The sequence below is a fragment of the Lysinibacillus sp. NPDC096418 genome (assembly GCF_044762775.1).
In the GTDB taxonomy this organism is placed as follows: domain Bacteria; phylum Bacillota; class Bacilli; order Bacillales_A; family Planococcaceae; genus Lysinibacillus.
The window spans coordinates 51,269-77,121 of sequence record NZ_JBIWEY010000004.1 but is presented as its reverse complement, the minus strand read 5'-3'; the positions used below and the strand labels follow the sequence as shown (position 1 = coordinate 77,121).

The window sequence follows — 25,853 nt, the reverse complement described above, 5'->3', positions numbered from 1 at the left end:
AACAGTATGCTGGAGGTACTCACAGCATACTATTTTTACTTTTAGGACAGCCCCTCTAGCAATGTTAATATAATAAAAAGTGTGATTATAAGATTTTCTTTTGGAAGACATGATTATAATTTGTACTTTCTCTCAACGCTTTCTCTTCAAGTGGAATTCGCACAGATAGCATAGTGATATTTAAAAGTGTAAAACAAAAAGCTGTGAAATAGGCTTGGAACATAAGGGGCAACAGTAAAATCTCTAAGCAAACGACAGCGTAATTCGGGTGTCGGAAAAATACATATGGCCCCTTTTTAACAACTTCGGCCCCAGGTAAAATAATGATTTTTGTATTCCAAAATGGACCTAATGAACGTAAGCACCAAATACGCAATGCTTGAACGGCTACAAACAAAATAAATAATAGGGGAAATAAGGGCGAGAGACTGCTGTTATTCGTGATTACTTCTACTATTAAAAAAAGAAAAAAACTACTATGCAGTGCGAGCATATATGGATAATGAGAGGCCCCAAATTCATAGGCCCCTTGTGACAGCATCCATTTTTCATTACGCTTTGCGATAAAAACCTCAGTTAGTCGTTGAGCAATGACTAGAAATACAATGATGTAAAAGATCATACTACTCCCTCCATTTTAGTAGTACGGCTTCCGCACAGAAGCCAGGTCCGAGAGCGACAAGTAAACCAGTGTCATTAACATTACATTCTCTTAACATAAACTGTTCTAATACATAGAGGACGGTAGGAGACGACATATTGCCATGGCGCTTTAATATTTCTCGAGAAACGTCGGTTTTTTGTTCAGTTAGGTACAGAGTATCTTCATAGGCTTTTAATACTTTCTTGCCACCTGGATGTGCAATGAAATGATTGAGTTGTTCACTGTAGAGCTGCTGTTCTGCAAGGAATTGCTCGATGAATGGGCCGAACCAACTTGTGATAATAGAAGGTATACTTTTTTGAAAAATGACGTGAAGACCATTGTTTTTTATATTCCAGCCCATCACATTCTCTGAGTCAGGCATCCATTTAGAGCCGGTTGTAAGGATAGAAGGGATACGTTTTTTGGTTAGGGTAGTGACATCATCGCCGCATACGAGTATGCAAGCTGCACCGTCTGCGAATAAAGAAGCACCGATTAAATTGCTTTTTGAAAAATCGTTCTGTTGAAATGTAAGACTACAAAGTTCGACGCACACGACAAGTACCTTAGCTTGTGGATGTGCCTTGCAAAAATCATAGGCTCTACTTACACCAGCTGCCCCACCAGCACAGCCAAGCCCCCATAGTGGTATGCGCTTTAGCCTGTCTGAAAAGGGGAGTCGGTTCATGACCCGCGCATCGATACTAGGGGTAGAGATGCCTGTGCTGCTGACAAAAATAATGGCATCAATTTCTTCAGTAGTAATAGGTGTGTGTAGGAATGCATCGTTTTGTAGGCAGGATGTAATGACTTCTACGCTATAATTTGTCGCAAGCTCGATATATAAATTATTACGTTCTTCAAAAGTGTGCTCAGTGCGATGCCATTCAGCTGGCACGCAAAAATGTCGCGTTTCGATATCGCCAGTTTCAAATACTTTTAAGTAACGTTCTAACCGTGGGATTTTCTCATAAAAGAGCTCTCTTGTTAATTCCTCTGCGTTTATTTGCTGTAATGTGTAAGGGGGTTGATATGTACCAATAGAAACAATTTTAGGCAATCTAAAACATCTCCTTCGCAAAAAGTGATCTCTTTCAGTGTATGCTAGGAAGAATAGGATACATGCTTCTTAATTTGGATTTGACAATCTTAAAGGGTTTCGATATATTGAAAATAACTATATCGGAAGTAGGTGATGTGACATGATGAATAGATCCGTTTTTAGCGAACTGCAATTCGGTTTGTTCAATTTCACACGCCTAAAATATACAATTTGATTGTATATTCTCTTGAACGTGCCTGTGAAACCTTGTAACTGCCGAATTGCAGTTATAAGGTTTTTTTCATTTTATAAAGTTGGTGTGAAAAACCAACTACGCCGAGGCATAATTGATTAAGCACATTCAGGAGGAAGAAAAATTGAAAGTAACAACATTAGGGTTTTCATCATATTTTAAAGAGCAAATGACAGCATTTATGGAAGAAGCAAAGTTTAAGAACTGCGTACCTGCACGAGTTGTATTGGAGCATAAGCATTCGTATCGTGTGTTAGCAGAAGAGGGGGAGTGGCTGGCAACAGTTGCAGGGCACTTTGCCTATACATCTCTTTCACGTGGGGACTTCCCGGCAGTCGGAGATTGGGTGCTTGTTGAGAAAATGCCTGGTGAGGAAAAGGCTATTATTCATAAATTATTTACTAGGAAGTCCGTATTTATACGAAAAGTTGCAGGTAAAGAGATAACAGAGCAAATCGTGGCATCGAACGTTGATATTGTGCTCCTTGTGATGAGTTTAAATGCAGATTTTAATATTCGTCGCTTAGAGCGATATTTGGTGGCAGCTTGGGATTCTGGTGCGAAGTCAGTGATTGTACTGACAAAAGCAGATTTATGTTCGAGCGTATTGCAATATGTAAGTGAAGTTGAAGCAATTGCATTTGGTGTAGATATTTTTGTGACGAGTGCGTTGTCAGGCGAAGGGTTAGAGGAAATTCGAGCACTCTTTACAGAAGGGGTAACAGGTGCATTGCTCGGCTCTTCCGGGGCTGGGAAATCGACGCTGACTAATGCGCTAGTTGAAGATGCGTTAATGAAAGTTTCGGATATTCGTGAGGACGATGCGAAAGGGCGTCATACAACGACGCATCGAGAATTAGTCGTATTGCCAAGTGGCGGTTGTTTAATTGATACACCGGGAATGCGCGAGCTGCAATTATGGGATCAAGGCGACAATTTGTCTTCTAGTTTTAAGGATATTGATGAGTTTGCCGCTCTTTGTCGTTATCGTGATTGCTCGCATCAAAATGAGCCACAATGTGCTGTGCAGCAAGCGCTTCGTGACGAAGAATTAGAGGAATCGCGCCTGCAAAGTTATTTTAAATTGCAGAAAGAGTTGGCCTTTATAGAACGTAAAACGAATACGCAGGCAAGACTTGATGAACAGCGTAAGTGGAAGCAGATTTCGAAGAGCATAAAGCAAATAAAGAAAAAATAATAAAAATGGAACACAGGTATTGTTAAGCAGTATCTGTGTTCTTTTTATAGGGGGATGAAGTATGAAAAAATTTAAGGTGTTACGAAGTACGGTAATAGCGACGGTTGTAGGAGGTTTCTTGTTTGGGCGAGGAAAGCGTGCGAATACAAAAAAGAAGGCTTCTGAAACAATGGTTAAGTACGACTATCCTTATATTGATATAGCAACAGGAAAGGTAACTGGTGTAGTCATGTATAATGGAAATCGGTACATGACTGTAAAAGTGGATGTTCCTGCAAATACCTATAAGGTAGATGGCTCTATAACTGCTTTCGAATCAGATTTACAAACGACAGAAGCAGAATGTATTGAACATATTCGACATCGTGCAAAACTTTTTGTGGATAGGGTTATAGCATGATTTCTGATATTTAGATTGCATTTCAAAACAGAAAAAGGTAAAATTATGCCAAACTTATAGAAATGCGTTGAGAAGGAAAAGTAAATTGGATGATATTTGATAGAGAGCCTCTGTTGGTGGAAATGAGGTAAATGGACCCTTTTGAAAATGACCTTTGAGCTTCGTACCGAAAGCATTAGCAAGTAGGCTACGACGAGGCAGGCACTCGTTACAACAGCAGCGGTATCTCTCGCAACAAGGAGACGTACTGAATGAGGCAAATGGTGTAAGCTATTTGTAAATATAGGTGGTACCACGGGTAAACTCGTCCTAATCGTAATGATTAGGGCGTTTTTTTTATGTCCATTTAGCAGGTGTCCAAACATCGGCTAAATGAACATAAAGCCTTTGACGGTTGTCGCAGATTTTGAATTGTGTGCGCATAATTCTAAATCTGGACTTAATGTTTATCTGCGCGAAAGTGAAGTGTCAGCGGCAATTACGTCGAGGCTGTAATTGAAATTTTTTTTAGTGAGGGGAGCAAGAAAGAATGACAATAGTTATTGGTGGTGCGTGGCCATACGCAAATGGTTCACTGCATTTAGGGCATGTTGCAGCATTATTACCAGGTGATATTTTGGCTAGATATTACCGACAAAAAGGCGAAAACGTTTTATATGTTTCGGGAAGTGACTGTAATGGTACGCCGATTTCAATTCGAGCAGCACAGGAAAATACGACAACAACGGCAATTGCTGATTACTATCATGCAGAATTTACGAAGTGTTTTCATGATTTAGGATTTACGTATGATATGTACACAAGAACAGACATGAGGCATCATCACGAAGCGGTGCAAACTATTTTTTTACAGTTGTTAGCAAACGGGCATTTGTATAAGAAGAAAATTGAGCAGGCATATTGTGAGTCGGACAAGCAATTTTTACCCGATCGTTTCGTCGAAGGTGTTTGTCCAACTTGTGGAGCAAAGGCACGTGGTGATCAGTGTGATAATTGCTCGACCATTTTGGACCCACTCGATTTAATCGACAAACGCTGTAAAATTTGTGGTAATGAGCCAGAGATTAGAATAACAGAGCATTTTTACTTTGCATTCAGTCAGTTCCAAGGAAGGCTTGAATCGTATTTGGCAGATGCGAAGGCTAGTGGTCGTTGGCGTGAAAATGCGCTAGGCTTAACCGAGCGTTATTTGACTGAAGGTGTGCCAGATCGTGCTGTGACAAGAGATTTACCAAATGGCGTTGACGTACCTGTGGTTGGGTTTGAAGGTAAAAAAATTTACGTGTGGATTGAAGCAGTGGCGGGTTATTTAACGGCAAGTATGGAATGGGCAAAACAACATGAGATTGCGATTGAAGACTTATGGAATGAGGAAACGATTTCGTATTATGTACACGGTAAGGACAATATTCCATTCCACACGATTATTTGGCCAGGGATATTAATGGGTATCAATCAGAAGGCACTCCCAACGCATATCGTCTCGAATGAATATTTGACGTTGGAGAAGAGGAAGTTATCCACAAGTCAAAATTGGGCGGTGTGGGTGCCTTATATTTTAAGTAAGTATAATCCCGATTCAATTCGTTACTTTTTAACGATAAATGCGCCAGAAAACCGTGATACGGACTTCTCATGGCGGGAATTTATCTACAGTCATAATGGGGAATTGCTCGGTGCATATGGGAATTTTGTCAATCGTATCTTGAAGTTTCTAGAAAAGTCATTTGAAAGTAAAGTTCCACAGGCTTCTGTAGATAAAGATGTAAAACAGCGTACCTTGAAGCTCTTCGTAGATGCTGGTCAGCAAATTGAAGGCGGACATTTTAAGCAGGCATTAGAAGAGATTTTTGACTATATTCGAGCTGCTAACCGATACTTTGACGAGCAGCAACCGTGGATTCAGGTGAAGGATGATACGGCAGGCGGTGATGTAACACTCGTGACTTGTGTTTATATCATTGCAAATCTGGGTCAGTTATTACAGCCATTTCTACCATTTTCAGCGGAGAAAATTCGTGGCATGCTAGATGTAGAAAAAGTTGAGTGGGCTGAGCAAATTGAGCTTCCGTTAAAGATTGGGAAGGTTGCCCCATTGTTTGAGCGAATAGATGTAGGGATGATTGAAGAAGAATATAATAAATTAGTGAATGACAGTAAATAAATGCACAAAGCAGTATAACCAGTTTAGTGGTCATACTGCTTTTTATTGTCAGCGCTCGGGTATCCAGTAGTATTGCTCAGGTGAAGCCAAAAACCGCTCGGGTATCAGCAGTAACGCTCAGGTGAAGCAAATAACCGCTCAGGTATCCAGCAGTAACGCTCAGCAGAAGTAAATAAGCGCTCGGGTGTACAGTAGCACCGCTCAGCTGAGGCCAAAAACCGCTCAGGTATCCAGCAGCATCGCTCAGCTGGAGCATATAGCCATCCGGGTATCCAGTAACACTGCTTAGTTAACAACCGAGACTAGACGTTCATAACAGGTGTTAATTTTGTAACCACAATGCTATTAATGGCATTAATATATGCAAGCGCACTTGCTTTCAAAATATCTGTATCCGCAGCTTTAGCGATATACTTTTCACCTTCGTGTTCAATCGTAATTTTTACTTTACCAAGAGCTTCTTTACCACGAGATACGCTGTTAATATTATATTCTACTAACTTAACGTTAATCTTTGTAACGTCTGCAATGGCAGAATACAGGGCATCAATCGGGCCAGAACCGACAGCACTAGCTTTAAATATTTCTCCTCCTCTGCGAATTTTCACACTAGCAGATGGGAAGCTTGCATTGCTGACGACTTGTAAATCCGCAAAGTCGAAAAATTGATCGCTAAAATGAGTAGCATTGGCATTATTTGCATCGTGTTTTTCATAATAGCTTTCTACGATTACATATAAATCATGATCGTATACTTCTTTTTTCGCATCCGCAAGTTGTAAAAAGCCTTCAAATACTCCCTCAAACTCTTCATCAGATAACTGATTGAAACCTAGTTTTTCAAGCGCATTTTTCACTGCGTGACGCCCTGAACGAGCTGTTAATACTAATTCCATATCATCTAATCCTACGTCCTCAGGATGCACGATTTCGTAAGCATCACGAGATTTTAATAGACCATCCTGATGGATACCAGATGAGTGAGCAAATGCATTGTCACCAGTGATTGCTTTGTTTACTTGTACGTCTAAGCCCATGAAGCTCGACACAAGGCGGGATGTATTCATAATTTCTTTTGTGTTGATGCGCGTTTCAGCGTTATAAACAGAACTACGAGTTTTTAGGGCCATCACAACTTCTTCAAGTGCGGCATTTCCTGCGCGTTCTCCGATACCGTTAATTGTACATTCAACTTTATCTGCACCGTTTTTAATAGCCGCGAGTGTATTAGCTGTAGCCATACCAAGGTCGTTATGGCAGTGCACACTTAGTAATACACTGTCGTTTAGGTTTTTCATGCGATCATTTAGCTTATAGATCATAGCGCCGAATTCTTCTGGTTCTGCAAAACCAACTGTATCGGGTACGTTAATCATTGTTGCCCCGGCTTTCATGACAGCTTCGATTGTTTTCCATAGGTATTCGAAGTCAGAACGTGATGCGTCCTCTGTTGAATACTGCACTTGCGGTAAAAGTGTTTTAGCATATTTCACGGCATCTACACCGATTTGTAAAATTTGATCTTTAGATTTACTAAATTTCTTTTCAACATGAATATCAGAAGTACCAAGTACCATATGAATCATTGGGTTTTCAGCGTATTTTACAGCATTGTAAACGGAATCGATGTCTGCTTGCACTGCACGCGCTAACGCTGTAATCATAATGTCATTTGTGTTGCCGACTTTTTGTGCGACAGCTTTTACCGCTTCAAAGTCACCTTGTGATGAAGCCGGGAAACCAGCCTCAATAATATCGACGCCTAATTTTTTGAGTTGCTGTGCAATCTCTACTTTTTCGTATAAGTTTAGTTTTGCCCCTGGGACTTGCTCGCCATCACGTAAAGTTGTATCAAACACCCAAATTTTTCTTCCCATTTTCAAACACTCCTTTTTTTGTTTAAAATAAAAAAACTCGTCTCTATATAAAAATATAGAGACGAGTTTATGCTCGCGGTACCACTCTAATTGACTTCATCTTTACAGAAAAAGCCCCCTTGTCGACAGCTATCACTGTCTATCCCTATAACGGAGGAAACCGACATCCCTTACTATCAAATTCGCCTTGGCGTATTTGCGTCCAGATTTTTAATCGTGTTTGCACGATTAACTCCTTTAAAAAATCTGTGACATCCGCCGGAGGCTTTAACCAGATTCAGCTGGTGTTTTTATGCACCACCGAATAAGAACAAATATTTGCAGTCATCTCTCCGCCTTATAGAAGTGGGAGAATGCTGCTGAATCAGGTTGGTTTTCGGGGAGTGGCTCATGGACGAGTTCAAAATGTGCGCCTACCGGTTTGCACCAACCACCGGCTCTCTACAAGTACACAGGCATTTTTACTATTTCCAATCTAGGCCTACAATGTGTTGTTGAAAGCAATAATACTTTGATATTGCCTTTCTGTCAATAATATTCTAAAAATTATTTATTTTCTGTTTAATAGTAGTCTACTACTTACTTTTGTAGGAATTTAGTTTTTGATGATTAAATTCTCTTGGATTTCAGGTAATCCAGTTTGTTGATAATACCCTTTGGTGAAGCCGATATTTAGAGGGGATTACTTGATAACATAACGCTCTTTTTATGAGAAAATAGAAAGCGTAATAATGTGGAATGAAGGGGCATTATGAAAATTGTATGTGCTATAAAATGCACGGAAGATATGAACGTTGACTTTACATAATTATTTTCAAATAAAAGGGAAACTAAATGGTACAGAGCACCGTAGAAAACAGTAAGAAGTAAAAAACGAGGGTGAGAGATGATGTATAGGCCGATTTTAGATTTACCAAAAACGAAGCGTGAAAAAATCTGGGACTGGATTGGTGGCGGGATTTTTATCGGATCCATGCTTTACATTATTGCCGTATGGGGTAAAATACCGGATGAAGTTCCAGGTCATTTTAATGCAGCTGGGGAAGTGGATCGCTGGGGTTCGAAATTTGAACTAATCATTTTGCCATTTATCGGTGTATTCTTGTGGATTCTAATGGGTCTACTTGAAAAGGCACCACATATGCATAACTACTCAGCACGTTTAAACGAAAATAATGTAGAAGCACTTTATTTAAATAGCAGGAAAATATTAAATGAAGTAAAGAACTGCTGTTTAATTTTATTTGCGATTATTAGCTTCCAAATGGTACGAATTGCTTTAGGAGATGCGCAATCTCTAGGCTGGTGGTTCCTACCGCTTGTAATAATCGGGACAGCTTTTCCGATTATTAAAGGCGTGGTTATGAGTTCGAAAATTAAATAATATGTAAAAATCATCATTCTATAGTGGATTGATGATTTTTTTATGATAAATTTAGTACAAATGAAATGAGGGAATCGTATTAATATTCCATGCGATCGAATCATTTATAACGACGCAGTATTTGGGAACGATTTAGTAGAAATGCATAAGCTTACTAGACAAGGCAGTAAGTCGAAGGAGCTATGTAAAAAAAGCGCAAAGTGAGGAGAAGGCATGAATGAATATATTGAGCAAATAGATGAAAAATGGAGAGCGGATTTTGCCAAGCTCGTAGATGTCGTGGAATCGAATTTGCCTGACGGCTTTGAGCGTGCAATGCAATATGACATGATCAGTTTTGTAGTGCCGCTTTCAACATATCCGAAGGGCTATCATTGTACGCCAAATACACCACTACCTTTCATAGCATTAGCTGCGCAAAAGCGACATTTGGCATTATATCATATGGGTGTTTATGCAGATGAAACTTTGTTGTCGTGGTTTCAAGAAGAATACGGTAAGCGTGTACCAACGAAACTGAACATGGGGAAAAGCTGTATTCGATTTACGAACGTAAAAAATATCCCATATGATTTAATTGGTGAACTTGTGTCAAAAATGACGCTAACGGAGTGGATTACTATCTATGAGGGAGGTTTGAATAAATGAAGAGTGCGACAACGTTTTTAATGTTTCAAGGTCAAGCAAATGCGGCAATTCAACAATATAAAGAGTGGTTCAAAGATTTAACTGTTGAAAGTTTAACTTATATGGAAAATTCTCAGCAAGTCGCAATGGCAGTGCTAAATCTGAAAGGGCTTAAAGTAATGGTGAATGACAGTGTGATCAAGCATAACTTTACGTTTACGCCAGCAACATCGATTTTCGTAGAATGTGAAACGCTAGAAGAAATCGATAACCTCGCGGCGGAAGTTTTGGTAGATGGGCAAGCCTTAATGCCACTTGGTCATTATGGTTTTTCTGAGAAGTTTGCTTGGATTCAAGACCGCTTTGGTGTATCCTGGCAGTTTACGTATAATCCAAGTTAAGTGCGAATAGTATAGAAATATTAGTTTGGAAAGAGGCGCAGCCTAGTCAATGTGCTTTTGTAAAGGGGAATAAAGTATGGCAATAACTTTAGTAAAGCACAATTTAAAATATGCAGAAGCAATACATGCATTATCGTCGATGCCACAAGTGAGAGATGCACTAGGATTACCTATTGGCAAAGTGGAAGATACAATTAATTTCATTAAACGTGAATGTGTAGATGAAGAGGCTGGAAAAACAGTGCCGCGTGTTGTTTTAAATGAGGAAGGGCAAGTCATTGGCGTAACGTCACTCATGTTCATCGATCATCAAACAAAGAGTTGTCATATAGGTTCGTGGCTTGGCTATGAATTTTGGGGTAAGGGCTATAATATGGAGGCGAAAATTTCGATTCTTAAAATTGCCTTTTTTGAACTAGGACTAGAACGCGTTTTTGCTGGAGCTAGAGAAGTGAATATTCGCTCGAAAAAGGCACAGGAAAAGCTGCCATTTATCCGTTTATATGTTGAGAGAGATTATCCACAGGTGCATAAATGGCTAGAGGTAAAAGAAAAACAGCCGTGTGTGTTGAATGTTTTTGAGCGCGAGGACTTTATTCGTTCTCATACTATATTAGAGGAAATTACAAGTGAACGTGAGTACTATTTACCTTATTTGTTACTAGCAGATGAAGATGAGGAAATCGTTCGAAACTATATGAATGATGGGGAGTTATATGCTATTCATTGTGGTGAGGATTTAGTGGGGGTTGCTTTACTCATTGAGCAATCCGAAGCGACGATTGAATTAAAAAATATGGCTGTTGTTTCAGAATTCCAAGGTAAAGGGATAGGTAAAATCGTACTTCAAATCATTTATGACAAATATCGAGCTAAAGGTTATACACAAATCATTGTGGGTACAGCAAATTCGAGTATAGAGAATATTGCCTTTTATCAAAAAGCTGGTTTCCGAATGGACAAGATTAAAAAAGATTTTTTCAGCAACTATTCCGAGCCTATTTATGAAAATGGCATACGTGCTATTGATATGATCGTTTTTTCGAAGAATTTGTAAAAACAAGGTGGAAAATTCCCTGTTTTCGTGTCTGATAGTATTGTGGATTATGTGGGTATCTTACTGTGGGTAATTTGCAGAAGGATGTAATAATTGAGTTGTCCACATTGTGGATAGCAATTTTAATGGTGCCATGTGCTTGGCAGGTTTTCTAATAACAAAAATTCAATTTAATAAATATAAAAGTACCCGTCCAACCTTCGTTGAGCGGGTATTTTTAATCGCCGAGCAGGAGTGCCATCAGTTTTTCTTTCGAATGTAAAAAGTCGTCTAACGAATAGCCATCTAGCACAGCAAGATAGGCTTGTAATGCTTCATAAAGCACACCTTTTAGCTGGCATTCCGGTGCAATTTTACATAAGTTATTCTCTTTGTCAAAGCATTCAACAAGATGGAAATCCTCTTCAGTATGTCGAACAATTTCACCAATTGTAAGAGCTTTTGGATCAATGGCAAGACGAATACCGCCCCCACGCCCGCGGATTGTTTCAATGTAACCAAGCTGACCGAGTTGATGTGTCACCTTCATTAAATGGTTTTTTGATATATTATAGGCATCTGAAATTTCTTGAATAGTTGATAGTTGACCATCTTCCTTGGCACCTAGATAAATGAGTGTCCGAAGGGAGTAATCAGTGTATAAAGTTAATCGCATTGGACCACCCTACTTTCTGAAGTTCAATAATGATTATAGCATTTTCTTCAATTTCATTGTGTGACGAATGCTTTTTTTTAAGATGTATTTAAAATACATTAATTATGTCCATTTTGTTAAAGATATATTTTACATATTGCTTTAAAGAAATGAAAGCGCTATATTTTAGTTACGAAAGGGTGGTTATGAGATATGTTAAAACAAGAAACGATTCAAATTATTAAAGCGACAGTATCGGTATTAGAAGTTCATGGTGTGGCGATTACAAAGACGTTCTATAAAAATATGTTTGAGAAACACCCAGAATTATTGAATATTTTCAATCATACGAACCAAGAAAAAGGACGCCAACAAACAGCGTTAGCAAACACTGTATATGCGGCAGCAGTTCATATTGAAAATTTAGAAGCGATTTTACCAGCTGTTATGCAAATTGCACATAAACATCGTAGTTTAGGAATTTTACCGGAGCACTACCCAATCGTTGGAGAGAACTTATTGCAAGCGATTAAAGAAGTTCTTGGCGATGCGGCAACCGATGACATTATTAATGCATGGGCTGAGGCATATGGCGTTATTGCAGATATTTTTATCCAAGTAGAAGAAGAGTTATATCAAAAAGCTGAAGTCAATGGTGGATGGCGTTTATTCAAACCGTTAAAGGTAGCGAAAAAAGTATCTGAAAGTGAACTTGTTACATCCGTGTATTTTGTAACTGAAGATGGCTCACCACTACCAGCTTATCAACCAGGTCAATATATTAGTGTTCGTGTGAAAATGCCGAACGAAGAATATTTAATGAACCGTCAATATACACTTTCACAAGCAAATGCAGAAGATGGCTATCGTATTTCAGTGAAACGCGAAAGTGATCATACACCAAATGGTAAAGTATCGAACTTTATTCATGACACATTACAAGTTGGTGATATGGTAGATGTAAGTGTACCAGCAGGCGTATTTGTTCTAGAGGAATCATCGGCACCAATCACATTTATTAGTGGTGGTATCGGTGTAACACCATTAAACAGTATGCTACAGTCTTTATCTAATGATGCTGCAAATGAAGTGAACTTTATTCAATGTGCACGTAATGAAAAAGTAGTTGCGTTTAGTGATGATATCCAAGCAAAAGTAAATACCCTTCCAAATGCATCTTATACAGCGCTATATTCTGATGAAGACAAACTTATTACAAAGGAATTATTAGCTGAAAAGGTAGCGAACAATGCAGACGTTTATGTATGCGGTCCAGTAGGATTTATGGAAGCAGTTATTAAAAACTTACATGAAATTGGCATTGCAGACGAAAAAATTCATTATGAATTTTTTGGCCCAGCAATGCAATTAGCAAAATAAATATTTCAATTCAGCACTGCCACGAGTAGTTATTCTCGTGGCAGTGCTTTTTATATGATGTAATTAAATTATAAAAAAGCAATAAGCTTTCATGTTGACATTATACCTTGCGGGGTATATTATAGGTGTTGTAAGAAGGTTCAACCAGTTGTTTCGGAGGGAGGCGTGCACAGTATGGCATACGATGCGAAAACAGCAAATCGAGTGAAGCGAATGGAAGGTCAATTGCGTGGAATTTTGCGCATGATGGAAGAAGGTAAAGACTGTAAAGATGTGATTACACAGCTATCTGCCGTACGTTCAGCAGTAGATCGGACGATTGGTGTAATTGTAAGTGAAAACCTACTGGGTTGTGTAACCACTGCTGATGGGAATTCGGAAAAAATGAATTCAGCCATTCAGGAAGCAATGGATTTAATCGTGAAAAGTAGATAAATAAGTTATACCCTTAATAGTATAAATGAGGAGGAAGATTGTTTGGAAACATGGATTATTATAGCCATTCTTGTAGCATTTTTAGCATGGCGGATGAAACCGACAAAAGGTGTGCAGTCAATTTCAACAGCACAACTGAAAAATGTGTTGAATGATAAAGATAAAGTGTTCATAGATGTACGTACATCAGGTGAGTACAAGGGACGTAACATTCCGCAATTTAAAAATATCCCACTCGGTTCTAGTTTCGATAAATTACCGAAAGATAAAGAAATTGTGGTGATTTGCCAAAGTGGTATGCGCAGTAGTCAAGCGTGTAAACAGTTAAAAAAACAAGGATTTGAAAACGTGACAAATGTCCGCGGCGGCATGAGCGCTTATTAGGGGGAGAACAATATGAAGGAAATTTCAGCTAAAGATGTGCAGGAAGATTTGGAGCAAGGACAATCTTTAAATCTAATCGACGTACGTGAAGTTGATGAAGTGGAAGCTGGCCGAATACCTGGTATTATCCATATCCCACTGGGGCTGCTTGAGTTTCGAATGAATGAATTAAGTAAAAAAGAACCGTATATTATAGTTTGTCGTTCAGGTGCTCGAAGTGGTCGTGCTACCCAATTTTTAGAAAGTCAGGGCTTTGACGTGACAAATATGGTTGGCGGCATGCTCGCATGGGAAGGTGAAGTCCAGTAAGAAATGGACTCACACTGCCTCGCTATATTTTTTTGTGAAAAATAATACCCTATCAGGTATGAGGAGGAAGTTATGAGTATTAAAGCGGATTTTCAGCTAGATGCCAAAGGGCTAGCGTGCCCTATGCCCATTGTTAAAACGAAGAAGGCAATGGCTGAATTAGTAGATGGTCAAATTTTAGAAGTTGCAGCAACAGATAAGGGCTCGAAAGCAGATATTGCGGCTTGGGCAGAAACAGTAGGCCATCAATATATTGGGACTACTGAGGAAGGTGCTGTGTTAAAGCACTATATTCGTAAATGTGCAGACGACACAGTAGTCGAAAAAACATTTGAGCAGACAATTAATCTAGGTGAAATCGTTGGTAGAGGTGGACTTATTCTTGATGTGCGTGAGGAAGTAGAATTTGCTTTTGGTCACATTGAGGGGGCGAAATCGGTACCGATGGGTGAGCTACCTGCTCGAATGGCTGAACTTGACAAAGATCAAGAAATTTATGTGATTTGTCGTACGGGTAAGCGGAGCGATTTAGCGGCTCAAAAGCTTGCTGTAAATGGATTTACTAAGGTGTTCAACGTCCTACCAGGTATGACAGCTTGGAAGGACGAACTAAAAAAATCAATTTAATTGGAGGAATTTATTATGTCAAACAAAGTAGCAATTATTGCAAGTAACGGTGGTCTTTTCGATGCGTATAAAGTGTTCAATATCGCAACAGCAGCGGCAGCTTCTGAGAAGGAAGTAGCAATCTTCTTTACATTTGAAGGGTTAAATTTAATTCACAAGCAAGGGATGCATGCATTACCTATGCCTGCTGGAACAGAGCATTTTGCTGAAGGGTTTGCTAAAGCTAATGTACCTGCGATTCCGCAATTAGTAGAGATGGCACAAGAGTTAGGTGTTACATTTATCGGTTGTCAAATGACGATGGATGTAATGGGCTTAACGACAGAGGATTTCGTTGATGGTATTGAAGTGGGCGGCGCGGTAACATTCTTAGAATTTGCTAAAGATGCAGCGCCATCATTAACATTCTAATTAGTAAACATTAGGCAGATAAGCGGAGAGGGATTTCCTTTCCGCTAAAAAAATCAATAAAATAATACCAATGGGGGTAATTGGATGTCAGTTCAACAATGGAGCGCTGCTGATGTAGCGAAAAAGGTAATCAATAATGATGAATTATTTATTCTAGATGTACGTAATAACGATGCATTGGAAGATTGGAAAATTGATGGGCATAAGTTTGAATACCTCAATATTCCGTATTTCGAGTTACTAGATGGTGTAGAAGATATTTTACCGAAAATCCCAACAGATAAAGATGTATTAGTCGTTTGTGCAAAAGAAGGATCATCTCTAATGGTTGCAGAAATGCTAGCGGATGCTGGTCGCAATGTTGGATATCTAGCAGGTGGTATGAAAACGTGGAGTGAATACTTAGAGCCGATTAAAGTCGGTGATTTAACAGGTGGCGGTGAGCTTTACCAATTCGTTCGCTTAGGAAAAGGTTGTCTTTCTTATATGGTGATCTCTGAGGGCGAGGCAGCGATTATTGACGCAGTACGCTTTACAGAAGTATTTACGAAGTTTGCAGAAGAAAAAAGTGTGAAAATTAAGCATGTATTTGATACACATTTACATGCTGACCATATCTCAGGTGGACGTCATATCGCAGCTGAAACTGGTGCAACGTATTATTTACCACCAAAGGATGCGGAAGAAGTAGTATTTGACTACACACCTTTAGTAGACGGTACAGCAGTACAAATTGGTGCATCGAAAATCGACGTAGGTGCGCTTTATTCACCAGGTCACACGATCGGTTCAACTTCATTCGTAGTTGATGGTAAATACTTATTAACTGGGGACATATTATTTATCGATTCAATTGGACGTCCTGATTTAGCAGGACTTGCCGAAGATTGGGTTGGTGATTTACGTGACACACTTTACAAACGTTACCGTGAATTGTCGAATGACTTAATTGTATTACCAGCGCACTTTATGATTATTGATGAGTTAAATGAAGATGGTACTGTTTCTAAACGTCTAGGTGAGTTATTTGCAGAAAACCATGGTCTGAATATTAAGGATGAAGCAAAGTTCCGTAGTATTGTGACGGATAATTTACCACCGCAACCGAATGCGTACCAGGAAATTCGACAAGTGAACATGGGGAAAATTACACCAGCACAAGAAGAGCAAACCGAAATGGAAATCGGTCCAAACCGATGTGCCGTAAGATAAAAGCAGAAAAAGTCCGTTAATATCCGAAATGCAAGTGGGATAGAGGAAAAATAGAAATGCTGAAATGTAATGAATACGCATGCATGTTAGTCGCATGTAAATATAGAGATGCGAAGGTGCTCATCCTTCGTAAGTTTACTAAAAATAAAAAGAGCCGGTAAAATCGCTTACAACGTTTGCCGTTCAAAAGGAGCTCATCATGAATTCAAATTTACAATTAGATGCAAAAGGCTTGTCTTGTCCAATGCCAATCGTCAAAACAAAAAAGGCAATGGATACATTAACTTCAGGTGAAATTTTAGAAGTACACGTAACAGATAAAGGTTCTCTAGCAGATATTCCAGCCTGGGCAAAAGCGGGTGGCCACACAATTTTAGATCAGTCTGAAGACGCTGGCGTTCTTAAATTTTTTATTCAAAAAGCGTAATTCAGTAGGTGAGTGTTCAAGCATGACACTCACTTTTTCAATATAGAGGGAAGGGAAATTTAAATGGATATAACATGGATCATCACGATATTTTTAATCGGTTTTGTTGGCTCGTATGTATCGGGAATGCTTGGCATTGGTGGCTCGATTATTAAGTATCCGATGTTATTATATATTCCGCCGTTACTTGGTTTTACAGCGTTTACGGCACATGAGGTATCGGGAATTAGTGCAGTGCAAGTATTTTTCGCTTCAATTGCGGGCGTTTGGGCCTATCGAAAAGGTGGTTATTTAAATAAATCCCTTATTATTTATATGGGTGGTGCCATTTTAGTAGGTAGCTTTATCGGAAGTTATGGTTCGCAGTTTTTATCGGAAGAAGGCGTTAATGTTGTCTATGGTATTTTGGCATTAATTGCAGCAATTATGATGTTTATTCCGAAGAAGCAAATTGACGATAAGCCAATGGATGAAGTCACATTCAATAAGGTGTTAGCTGCAGGGCTCGCATTAATTGTCGGCGTTGGTTCGGGTATAGTTGGGGCTGCTGGTGGCTTCTTGCTGGTACCTATTATGCTCGTGGTTTTAGGGATACCTACGCGTATGACGATTGCGACGAGTCTCGCGATTACTTTTATTTCGTCTATTGGTGGTACAATTGGTAAACTTATGACAGGGCAAGTCGATTATTACCCAGCAGCGATTATGATTGTTGCCAGTTTAATTGCGGCTCCACTCGGCGCAAAAGCGGGAAAAAAAATGAACACGAAAGCATTACAAGGATTCTTAGCGGTGCTGATTTTAGCAACAGCTATAAAAATTTGGTTGGATATATTGTAGGAGGCTTTAAAAATGAAAATTGAAATTTTCTCGGATTTTACATGTCCGTTCTGTTATATTGGCAAGCGAGAATTAGAACATGCAATTGAAAAAGCTGGCTACGCAGGTCAAGTAGAAATTGAATATAAAACATATCAAATTGGTCCAGAGACACCAAAGGAAAATGCACCTTCATTGTATGAAGGAATGGCTGCGAAATTTGATGCTTCTATAGATGAAGTAAAAGAAATGACAAAAGGTATTACAATGCGTGCGGGTGAAGTGGGTCTTCACTACAATTTTGAAGAGATGAAAACGGCACATACTGAAAAAGCTCACCGCCTTGCGAAATGGACAACGCAGTTTGGCAAGGAAGCGGCTTTTACTGAAGCATTGATGAATGGGTACTTTACAGCAGGGAAAGATTTAAATGAAGATGCGTTCTTGCTTGAAGTGATCGTGGATTTAGATTTAGATATAGAAGATGCAAAGTCAGTTCTATCCTCAAATGACTTTATAGAAGTATTGGACAAAGATCGCTATGATGCTCAGCAGATTGGTGTACAAAGCGTTCCGTTCTTTGTGTTTGAAAATCGCTACGGCATTAAAGGTGCTGAACCGAATGAAGTTTTCGTCCGTACATTGCATCAAGCAGCTGAAATTGCAGGCATTAAACCAGTGTTGAAGATGGTTGGTGACGGAGAAGTTGTATGTGCAGACGGTGAGTGTAAATTATAAGAGTATATAAACACGTCGAGTACGTAACTGTGCTCGGCTTTTTTATTGTTAAGGCAACTAAAAATTATTAACCTGTGGATAACCTAGGACATAGTTGTCGTCTAGGTTAAAGCGCTACATCTTTGAGGTCGCTTCGATCCCTCGGGCAAAGGGGCAAAGGGGTGGAATGCACACTTTTGCTTCGGGCTCGCAAGCAGCTTGAGGCTCACACGATGTGAGTCATTTCGGAAATGCCACTTGGATGTGGCGTTTTTGACGATCGGATGTAAACGAGCACTTTAGCGTATTTGTTCTTTTCACAAATAAATAAATACAAAAAGAGGTATTAAGTCTTGTTTGTTGTGTTATAGGACAAAAATAATTTCAAATTATATCCAATTGTATCGTTTGTTTGGTTCTAAAATTGTGGGGTGTGAGAAAAATCACATCGAAAAATTCATTATATTGGTAACATAAGAGTAACGATACAAGAGGGGGTATACATAATGAAAATAGCAGTAGCCGGAATAGGCGGAACAATTTTATTAGCAGGTACACTTTTTGTTGGAGCGGTAATTAGCGACAAAATTTTAGGAGATGCAAAAGGTGAAATACAGGAAGAGGCTGTACAAACACAAGCAACTGCAGCGACTCAAAAAATTGTATATGCGCCACCGAGCATTGAAGAAGTACCAGATGGTCCTATGAAAGAAGATATCTTATATGGCTATGAACTTGTGAATAACACACATGTAGCAGCAGAAGAATACGTTGGCAATCAATTATCGTGTACAAGCTGTCATGCGGGAGCGGGTTATGATGAGCAGGCATCATCTTTAGTAGGGGTTATGGCAAATTATCCACAATATATTGGACGCTCAGGAGATATTGTGACGATTGAGGAGCGCATTAATGGTTGTATGGTGCGTAGTATGAACGGTAAAAAATTCGAAGCAAATAGTGATGAGTTAGAGGCAATGGTTGCATACTTTGCTTATATTTCAGAAGGTGTACCTATTGGTGCAGAACGTGAATGGGCAGGTACGAGTAACATGAAGAATGTTCCTGTGCCCGATGTAGCTAACGGCGAAGCGTTGTATGGACAATCTTGTATTTCCTGTCATGCAGCTGATGGTTCAGGTACTGGTGCCAATACGGGTCCAGCGTTATGGGGGGAAAACTCATTCAATGATGGCGCAGGTATGATTCGTATGTCGAAAATGGCTGGCTATATACAAAATAATATGCCTATTGGAGCCAGTGGTACATTAACAGACCAAGAGGCCTCAGATTTAGCAGCATATATTTTATCGCAAGACCGTCCTGAATGGGCAAACCATGATAAAGATTGGCCAAAAGGTGGTCGTCCAAACGATATCATGGATAAAGAGAAGCGCGAGCAAGTAAAAAATGGCACGATTGATTGGGAGCAAGTACTATCTACGAATTAAATAAAAGGGATGCCGCAATATGACGGCATCCCCTTTATGTTACTTAAAGTTATATTCTGTAACAATTTTTTTACGGCCAGTTGTAAGGTCATTGAAGTATTCATATAAACAAATACCGAGGAACGAACCAGATACATTATAGACATTAGAGTAGCCATTATTTTGTAGAGCCATAACTGCATTGTAACTTCGCTGACCTGAGCGACAATGCACGTAGATAGGCACATCTTTTGGGATTTCGTCCATACGTTCACGAAGCTCGCTTAGTGGAATGTTTACTGCGTTTATCAAATGACCAGCTTCAAATTCATTTTTCTCACGGACATCCAAAATATAAGCATTATTTTCTACAAGACTTCGGACCTCGTCGACATTGACTTGTTTGTAACGACCAAATAATTGGTTTTGTGCTACAAGCGCCGCTAAATTGACAACATCACGTGCCGTACTAAACATTGGTGAGTACGATAATTCAAGCTCTTTTAAATCTTCCAGTGTACCCCCCATTGTAATCATTGTTGCAATGACATCGATACGTTTATCAGCATTTCCTTTCCCAATTGCTTGTGCACCAAGTATTTTTCCTGTTGGTACTTCGTAAATGAGCTTGAAATGGAGTGGATTACTATTGGGCATTAGGCCGACTTTATCAGGGGCAATAATATAGACACTTTTTGCCTGGAAACCGTTAGCAAGTGCTGCTTTCTCGTTTAAGCCTGTTGAAGCGCAAGCGAGATCAAAAATTTGCACGCTAGATGAACCGATAACGCCTTTGTTATGTTGTGGCATATTGTACATATGGTTTGCCGCTGCACGTGCTTGACGTTGTGCAGGACCTGCCAATGCTAGGCGAGTCGGTTTACGTGTTAGCTGATGGAATACTTCTATGGCATCCCCCACAGCATAAATGGATGGATCTGAAGTGACGAAGTTGCCGTCTACTTGAATGCCACCAAGTTCCCCGATAGCAAGTCCAGCTTCTTTAGCTAACGAGGTTTCAGGACGAACGCCGATAGCTAGTACGACTGCTTGGGCTTTTACTCGTTTACCTGAATTTAGCTCTACATAGTCTTCTGTTACTTTCGCTAGACCGTCATTTACAATTACATTGACACCCTTATCCAACATTTCTTTGTGTAAAATTTGAGCCATATCATAATCAAACGGCGTCATAATTTGATTGCTAAATTCAACAAGTGAAACGTTAAAGCCTGCAAGACGTAGATTTTCAGCTACTTCTACGCCGATAAATCCACCGCCAATAACGGCAATATTTTCTATATCATCACTTTTTACATAATTATTTAAACGGTCGATATCCACGACATTGCGTACAGTAAAGACATGTGGGTTATTGATTCCTTCTAAGTTTGGTACGATCGGGCTAGCACCGGGTGAAAGAACTAATACATCATAACTTTCTTCATAAGATTCACCTGAGGTTACATTTTTGACAGTGACTGTTTTTTTATCACGATTAATACGCACGATTTCTTGATTTACTCGTGCTTCAATATTGTATTTTGTTTGGAAAGCCTGAGGAGTCATTAAAACGAGCTTGTTACTGTTCTCAACGATACCACTTAAATGGAAGGGTAAAGAACAGTTTGAAAATGAGACATTTGGCCCCTTCTCAAACATGATCACCTCGGCTTGCTCGTCTAAACGTCGAATTCGTGCAGCTGTTGAGGCACCGCCTGCAACGCCACCTACTACTAAAAACTTTTTATTCATGTACATACACGTCCTTTTTACTTAATATACTTGCATGGGTATAAAGAGTGTAAACTGTTATAAAAATTAAGATTTTCTTTGAAGACAACAATCAAAGGCATTGCCTTAAGTTGATAATATACCCCTGTTGGTATTTTATCAACAAAAAAGATTAGTAGTATTTGAATTTTTAAGAAACTTACAGCGGGTTCTAATAAGAAAGTACGGACGTGTATTTGGTATACTAGCGGTATTATGATTCATCACCACAATTTTGGGATGACGCTTGGCGACTTCTAGGGGATCACAATAAGGGAATGAAGGTTAAAAACGGCACGTCCTGTGACAATTTATCGGTGCGAAAGCAGCACACGCCTTTGTGACCAACATCGTGTTGGCTCGAAGCCGGCTCATCTGACGCCCCCCGGAAAGTGCTCAGTTGGAACGAAAGTCAAACCTACGTTAGGGTAATGAACCAAAATTACAGAGATACACTAGAGGTGACGCTGTTGATGTATATAAAATTTCTTATTCAACTACTTATCGTTTCAGGTTTTATCTATTTTGTCAGTGGCCGGTTAATTGGCTCGAATATTAACTTCGTACGGCGGGTGCTATCGGTTTTTCTTAGTGTAATTCTTACATCCTTTGTGTATTGGTATTCATATTTACGCCATACGGATTTTTTATCAGAAAGCATGATGGAAATGGTAACCGAAGTCAGTACGCTTATATGGGTAGGAAGTATGCTGCTCATTTCTATGCTGTTGTATTTGGTATTTGAATTATTTGACCCGATTGGAATAGCGGGTGGAGAACGCCGTAATAGTCAAAAATCGTTATTATTTAGAATGCGTAGTTATTGGCGTCAGCAAAAGCGTCTACGACAAGTATTAAGGATTGCCGTAACTAATGGTGTTGTACAAACGATTAAATACGCAAGACAACGTGAAAATGAGAAAGAGCTAGCTATTGCTTTACGTAATACATTAGAGCAATGTGGTGGAATCTTTATCAAATTCGGGCAGGTATTATCGACACGTAAAGAACTATTCTCACCAGTGTTTATAGAAGAGTTAGAACGGCTTCAACAAAGTGTTAAACCGTTGCCAAGTGAGCAAGTAACAAACATTTTGGAACAATCTTTACTAAAAGAGATCAATCAGGTATTTACTACATTCCAGATGGAACCTCTTGCGGCGGCTTCAATAGGGCAAGTACATAAAGCGCGACTGAAAAATCACGATGAAGTTGTGGTGAAATTACTGCGTCCTGAAGTGAAAGGTATTATGCGTGATGATTTAGATATATTAGAGGAATTTGCAAACTGGTTTACGAGTAAGTCGACATGGGCAGAGTCTTTAGGGTTTCGAGAACTTGCAGGAGGATTTGCCGACGGACTACGTGAAGAAATTCATTTAGATATTGAGGTACGTAACACATTGCAAGTCACAAATGCGCTGGCGAAAAGTGATTATAAGGTGCGTATTCCGAAAATATATACGCAGTATTGTGATGAGGATATCATCGTAATGGAGTATGTTCACGGAAAAAGTGTAGCGGTAGGCCAGTCAGAATTTAGACGATTGCAGATAGACCCGAGAGAGTTTGCAAGAACAGTTCTGTATTCATTTTTTGAGCAAATGCTGTTTTCAGGGATATTCCACGCGGATCCTCATCCAGGAAACATTTACATTGATGGGCGAGACGGTACGCCAATTCTTCTTGATTTTGGTGCGGTAGGTCGTTTAGGCTCAACGCAGCAAGAAGGATTGAAGTTGTTTTTAATGGGAATCCAGCAAAATGATTCAGGGGTTTTATATGACGGCTTAATGCTTTTAGTTGAAAATACTGACCGTGTGGAACGTGCAAAAGTGGAACAAGCAATAGACCAAATACTGCTGAAAATTTCTTATGTGGAACGTATTCCAACTGAAGAATTAATCTATTCGTTATTTACGGTAGTACGTGATTTTGGACTTGCATTCTATCCGTCAGTAGGGTTAGCTTTGCGATCTCTTGTTACATTGGATGGGACATTAAGAGTAATCGATGGACAGTTTGATATTTTTACGGAAGCAAAAGATTTTTCAGCTACTTATATGCGAGCCTCCTTTTTAAAGCCATTTAAAGAACCGAGGGAAACAAAGGAACGTTTGCAAGAAGAGCTATCAATGCTTATTCCTACTTTAAGGAAAATGCCAAGACGTTTAGACCAGCTCATTCAGCGAGTTGAAAGCGGGAAAATTATTTTACATCATGATGTTTTCTCTGATGAACATAACGCACGCTTTGTGACACAACTGTTTGCACGGTTTGTCTTATTACTTGTCGGTATTACATTTGGTATTATATCAGTCGCTCTATTAGCAATTTCGCAATTTATTCGCGATGCATATGCAGTGTATTTGAATACAGCAGCCTATTTAGGACTGTTCTTATGTGCAATTCTATTAGTACGATTATCGATTCAAGCTATACGCTCAATGAAGCAATAGGCAGGGGATTATTTCCCCTGCCTTCTTTTTATTGCTGTGGAGTCAATCTTCTGTATATTACAGGAATATTACAAATGTCGGTGGAGATTTGATGTAGTCATAGATATATATATCGTTTTACAGTCGATTAGTTGCATAAAGTAGAGAAAAATGTCGTTTTCGATAATATTACAAATACATTGCGAGTTTTACTAAACTATTAAAAAGCTGAAAAATAGTATAAAAGTTTGGGTGAAAATGCTAAACTAGATAACGGCTAATATAAATATAGGGAAATAAAAATATAAAACATCGTTCAAGTGGTTGTATACATAGAAGCGAAGAGCGAAATAAATGTTCGAAGGGAAATGAGTATTTGTGGGTAAACGTAATAAGTGGCGCAAATCAATGGTGCTAGCACTAGCTTTAGCTGGCGGCATATTATTTAATACAGCTCAACCAATAGAAGCACATGCAGAAGAAACATCTCAACAAATGATTGAGAAGAAGGCAAAAATCGATGCAGAAGTGAAAAAATTAGATGAAGAGTTAACACAGCTTCAAAAAGATATGGATGCAAAAGTAAAAGTGTTCAATCAAGTACAAGCAGATATTAAAGAAGTAGATGCAAGTATTGTTGAGACAGAAAAGCGTATTGAGCAACGTACAGCTATTTTAAGTGATCGTATGGCTGCATACCAAGCACAAGATAACACAGTGGGTGTTTATTTAAGCGTGGTACTTGAAGCGAAAAGCTTTGCAGATTTAATGGACCGTGTCGTAGCGGTTAAAACATTAATGGATGCCGACCAAGAATTAGTTGATCAACAAGAAGCTGATAAAGCAAGTTTAAAAGTACAAAAAGCTACATTAGATGAAAAACAAAAAGAATTACAAAAGCAATTCCAAGAGCTTCAACAAACGGAAAGCGAAATGGAAGTTAAAAAAGCTGAAAATGAAGCAAAATCATTAGCATTACAAGCTCAAATTGCTACAAAGCAAGAGGAAGAACGCTTAGAGGCAGCGCGTAAAGCTGCTGAAGAAGAAGCAGCTCGTCTTCGTGCGCTTCAAGCAGCTGCACCAGTGGCACAAACAACGAAAAGCGGTAAACCACAAACAATCGTAGTTGGTTCAGGAGCAGGTACTGCCTCTTCAGGAGATGCTATTTCAACAGCGAAGCAATTTTTAGGTCGATCGTATGTTTGGGGCGGTAGCAACCCATCAACAGGTTTTGACTGTTCAGGTCTTGTACAATGGTCTTACAAACAAGCAGGTGTGTCATTACCACGTACAGCATCACAGCAATATTTATCGACAAAACGCATTTCTGCTAGTGAAGCACGTGTTGGGGACTTAGTATTCTTCAGCTATGGATCAGGTGTAGCACATGTAGGTATTTACTTAGGTAACAATACAATGATTAACGCGCAAAATAAAGGTGTCGTTATTGAATCATTAGATTGGTGGAACAAATATTTAGTAGGCTTCGGTCGCATATAAAAAATATTAGGTTTGGCGTATTATAACAGGGTCAACTTTGTAGTGTTTTTACTATAAAGTTGACCTTTTTTTTGAGGAGAGAGACGGTTTAATCTGTACTAAATCGAATGTCAAAAAATGACACATAAAACAAATTTTTATCAAAAAAGTATTTTTAATTATGATTTATGTGATGTTATTATTTAAATGTAAGTGGTTTCAGACATAAGAAATCACATGTTTTTCTTTTTTAACTTAAAGAAGTCTGACATCAGACTTAATATTGATATAGGAAAGTGAGGTCATAATCTACTTTAATATGAAATCAT

General features: G+C 39.1%; 25 protein-coding genes and 1 other annotated feature. Of the genes, 20 read left to right on the top strand and 5 right to left on the bottom strand.

The window, feature by feature from the left end; all coding sequences use genetic code 11:
* Positions 1–85: 85 nt before the first annotated feature.
* Positions 86–622 carry an isoprenylcysteine carboxyl methyltransferase family protein gene (locus ACIQZG_RS05955; RefSeq protein WP_402754256.1) on the bottom strand — a complete coding sequence of 179 codons (537 nt, stop codon included), beginning with the start codon at positions 620–622 and terminating at the stop codon, positions 86–88.
* Between the two features lies 1 nt (position 623).
* Complete coding sequence (locus tag ACIQZG_RS05950) at positions 624–1,706, bottom strand: type III polyketide synthase (protein WP_402754255.1); 1,083 nt, start codon at positions 1,704–1,706, stop codon at positions 624–626.
* Between the two features lie 359 nt (positions 1,707–2,065).
* Here ACIQZG_RS05950 and rsgA point away from each other — a divergent pair, with 359 nt between their 5' ends.
* The 3 genes from rsgA (at position 2,066) to metG (ending at position 5,703) form a co-directional block, all read left to right on the top strand.
* On the top strand, positions 2,066–3,139 hold the full coding sequence (rsgA, locus tag ACIQZG_RS05945) for a ribosome small subunit-dependent GTPase A (protein WP_402754254.1): 1,074 nt from the start codon (positions 2,066–2,068) through the stop codon (positions 3,137–3,139).
* Between the two features lie 61 nt (positions 3,140–3,200).
* The gene (locus ACIQZG_RS05940; RefSeq protein WP_402754253.1) at positions 3,201–3,539 is read left to right on the top strand and encodes a hypothetical protein; all 339 of its coding nucleotides are present in this window, start codon (positions 3,201–3,203) and stop codon (positions 3,537–3,539) included.
* A 58-nt stretch (positions 3,540–3,597) separates the two neighbouring features.
* Positions 3,598–3,854, top strand: a binding site (T-box leader).
* A 214-nt stretch (positions 3,855–4,068) separates the two neighbouring features.
* On the top strand, positions 4,069–5,703 hold the full coding sequence (metG, locus tag ACIQZG_RS05935) for a methionine--tRNA ligase (protein ID WP_402754252.1): 1,635 nt from the start codon (positions 4,069–4,071) through the stop codon (positions 5,701–5,703).
* A 302-nt stretch (positions 5,704–6,005) separates the two neighbouring features.
* Here the strand turns inward: metG and ACIQZG_RS05930 are convergent, their stop codons facing one another.
* Positions 6,006–7,580, bottom strand: coding sequence for a 2-isopropylmalate synthase (locus ACIQZG_RS05930; RefSeq protein WP_402754251.1), 1,575 nt, complete (start codon positions 7,578–7,580; stop codon positions 6,006–6,008).
* Between the two features lie 889 nt (positions 7,581–8,469).
* Between ACIQZG_RS05930 and ACIQZG_RS05925 the strand changes: the two genes are divergently transcribed.
* The 4 genes from ACIQZG_RS05925 to ACIQZG_RS05910 all read left to right on the top strand — a co-directional run bounded on the left by ACIQZG_RS05925 (position 8,470) and on the right by ACIQZG_RS05910 (position 11,049).
* Positions 8,470–8,964, top strand: coding sequence for a DUF1648 domain-containing protein (locus tag ACIQZG_RS05925; RefSeq protein WP_402754250.1), 495 nt, complete (start codon positions 8,470–8,472; stop codon positions 8,962–8,964).
* A gap of 213 nt (positions 8,965–9,177) precedes the next feature.
* Positions 9,178–9,612, top strand: coding sequence for a DUF1801 domain-containing protein (locus ACIQZG_RS05920; protein WP_402754249.1), 435 nt, complete (start codon positions 9,178–9,180; stop codon positions 9,610–9,612).
* Entirely contained in the window at positions 9,609–9,992 is a 384-nt protein-coding gene (locus ACIQZG_RS05915) for a VOC family protein (RefSeq protein WP_402754248.1), read from the top strand. Before ACIQZG_RS05920 ends, ACIQZG_RS05915 begins: the two co-directional genes overlap by 4 nt.
* A 76-nt stretch (positions 9,993–10,068) precedes the next feature.
* The gene (locus tag ACIQZG_RS05910) at positions 10,069–11,049 is read left to right on the top strand and encodes a GNAT family N-acetyltransferase (RefSeq protein WP_402754247.1); all 981 of its coding nucleotides are present in this window, start codon (positions 10,069–10,071) and stop codon (positions 11,047–11,049) included.
* Positions 11,050–11,266: 217 nt separating this feature from the next.
* On the opposite strand, the gene ACIQZG_RS05905 is transcribed toward ACIQZG_RS05910, so the two are convergent.
* A complete protein-coding gene (locus tag ACIQZG_RS05905; protein WP_402754246.1) occupies positions 11,267–11,704 on the bottom strand; it encodes an Rrf2 family transcriptional regulator in 438 nt (145 codons plus the stop codon).
* Positions 11,705–11,896: 192 nt separating this feature from the next.
* Between ACIQZG_RS05905 and hmpA the strand changes: the two genes are divergently transcribed.
* From hmpA to ACIQZG_RS05850, 11 genes are all read left to right on the top strand, one after another.
* The gene (gene hmpA, locus ACIQZG_RS05900) at positions 11,897–13,063 is read left to right on the top strand and encodes an NO-inducible flavohemoprotein (protein ID WP_402754245.1); all 1,167 of its coding nucleotides are present in this window, start codon (positions 11,897–11,899) and stop codon (positions 13,061–13,063) included.
* 174 nt (positions 13,064–13,237) lie between these two features.
* The gene (locus ACIQZG_RS05895) at positions 13,238–13,498 is read left to right on the top strand and encodes a metal-sensitive transcriptional regulator (RefSeq protein WP_402754244.1); all 261 of its coding nucleotides are present in this window, start codon (positions 13,238–13,240) and stop codon (positions 13,496–13,498) included.
* Between the two features lie 42 nt (positions 13,499–13,540).
* Positions 13,541–13,882, top strand: a complete 342-nt coding sequence (locus tag ACIQZG_RS05890; protein ID WP_402754243.1) for a rhodanese-like domain-containing protein — start codon at positions 13,541–13,543, stop codon at positions 13,880–13,882.
* A gap of 12 nt (positions 13,883–13,894) precedes the next feature.
* Complete coding sequence (locus ACIQZG_RS05885; protein ID WP_402754242.1) at positions 13,895–14,191, top strand: rhodanese-like domain-containing protein; 297 nt, start codon at positions 13,895–13,897, stop codon at positions 14,189–14,191.
* A gap of 72 nt (positions 14,192–14,263) precedes the next feature.
* Positions 14,264–14,818: a sulfurtransferase TusA family protein gene (locus ACIQZG_RS05880; protein ID WP_402754241.1), complete on the top strand. Its 555-nt coding sequence runs from the start codon at positions 14,264–14,266 to the stop codon at positions 14,816–14,818.
* 15 nt (positions 14,819–14,833) lie between these two features.
* Positions 14,834–15,229 carry a DsrE/DsrF/DrsH-like family protein gene (locus ACIQZG_RS05875; protein WP_402754240.1) on the top strand — a complete coding sequence of 132 codons (396 nt, stop codon included), beginning with the start codon at positions 14,834–14,836 and terminating at the stop codon, positions 15,227–15,229.
* A gap of 84 nt (positions 15,230–15,313) precedes the next feature.
* On the top strand, positions 15,314–16,441 hold the full coding sequence (locus ACIQZG_RS05870; RefSeq protein WP_402754239.1) for an MBL fold metallo-hydrolase: 1,128 nt from the start codon (positions 15,314–15,316) through the stop codon (positions 16,439–16,441).
* Between the two features lie 199 nt (positions 16,442–16,640).
* Positions 16,641–16,868 carry a sulfurtransferase TusA family protein gene (locus ACIQZG_RS05865; protein WP_402754238.1) on the top strand — a complete coding sequence of 76 codons (228 nt, stop codon included), beginning with the start codon at positions 16,641–16,643 and terminating at the stop codon, positions 16,866–16,868.
* A 63-nt stretch (positions 16,869–16,931) separates the two neighbouring features.
* Positions 16,932–17,708, top strand: coding sequence for a sulfite exporter TauE/SafE family protein (locus ACIQZG_RS05860; RefSeq protein WP_402754237.1), 777 nt, complete (start codon positions 16,932–16,934; stop codon positions 17,706–17,708).
* 12 nt (positions 17,709–17,720) lie between these two features.
* Positions 17,721–18,425, top strand: coding sequence for a DsbA family oxidoreductase (locus tag ACIQZG_RS05855; RefSeq protein ID WP_402754236.1), 705 nt, complete (start codon positions 17,721–17,723; stop codon positions 18,423–18,425).
* A 485-nt stretch (positions 18,426–18,910) separates the two neighbouring features.
* Positions 18,911–19,855 carry a c-type cytochrome gene (locus tag ACIQZG_RS05850; protein WP_402754235.1) on the top strand — a complete coding sequence of 315 codons (945 nt, stop codon included), beginning with the start codon at positions 18,911–18,913 and terminating at the stop codon, positions 19,853–19,855.
* A 39-nt stretch (positions 19,856–19,894) separates the two neighbouring features.
* On the opposite strand, the gene ACIQZG_RS05845 is transcribed toward ACIQZG_RS05850, so the two are convergent.
* Positions 19,895–21,589 carry an FAD-dependent oxidoreductase gene (locus tag ACIQZG_RS05845; RefSeq protein ID WP_402754234.1) on the bottom strand — a complete coding sequence of 565 codons (1,695 nt, stop codon included), beginning with the start codon at positions 21,587–21,589 and terminating at the stop codon, positions 19,895–19,897.
* A gap of 488 nt (positions 21,590–22,077) precedes the next feature.
* On the opposite strand from ACIQZG_RS05845, the gene ACIQZG_RS05840 reads away from it, so the two are divergent.
* Both ACIQZG_RS05840 and ACIQZG_RS05835 read left to right on the top strand, forming a co-directional pair.
* The gene (locus tag ACIQZG_RS05840) at positions 22,078–24,066 is read left to right on the top strand and encodes an ABC1 kinase family protein (protein WP_402754233.1); all 1,989 of its coding nucleotides are present in this window, start codon (positions 22,078–22,080) and stop codon (positions 24,064–24,066) included.
* 357 nt (positions 24,067–24,423) lie between these two features.
* Positions 24,424–25,545, top strand: a complete 1,122-nt coding sequence (locus tag ACIQZG_RS05835) for a C40 family peptidase (protein WP_402754232.1) — start codon at positions 24,424–24,426, stop codon at positions 25,543–25,545.
* Positions 25,546–25,853: the final 308 nt, after the last annotated feature.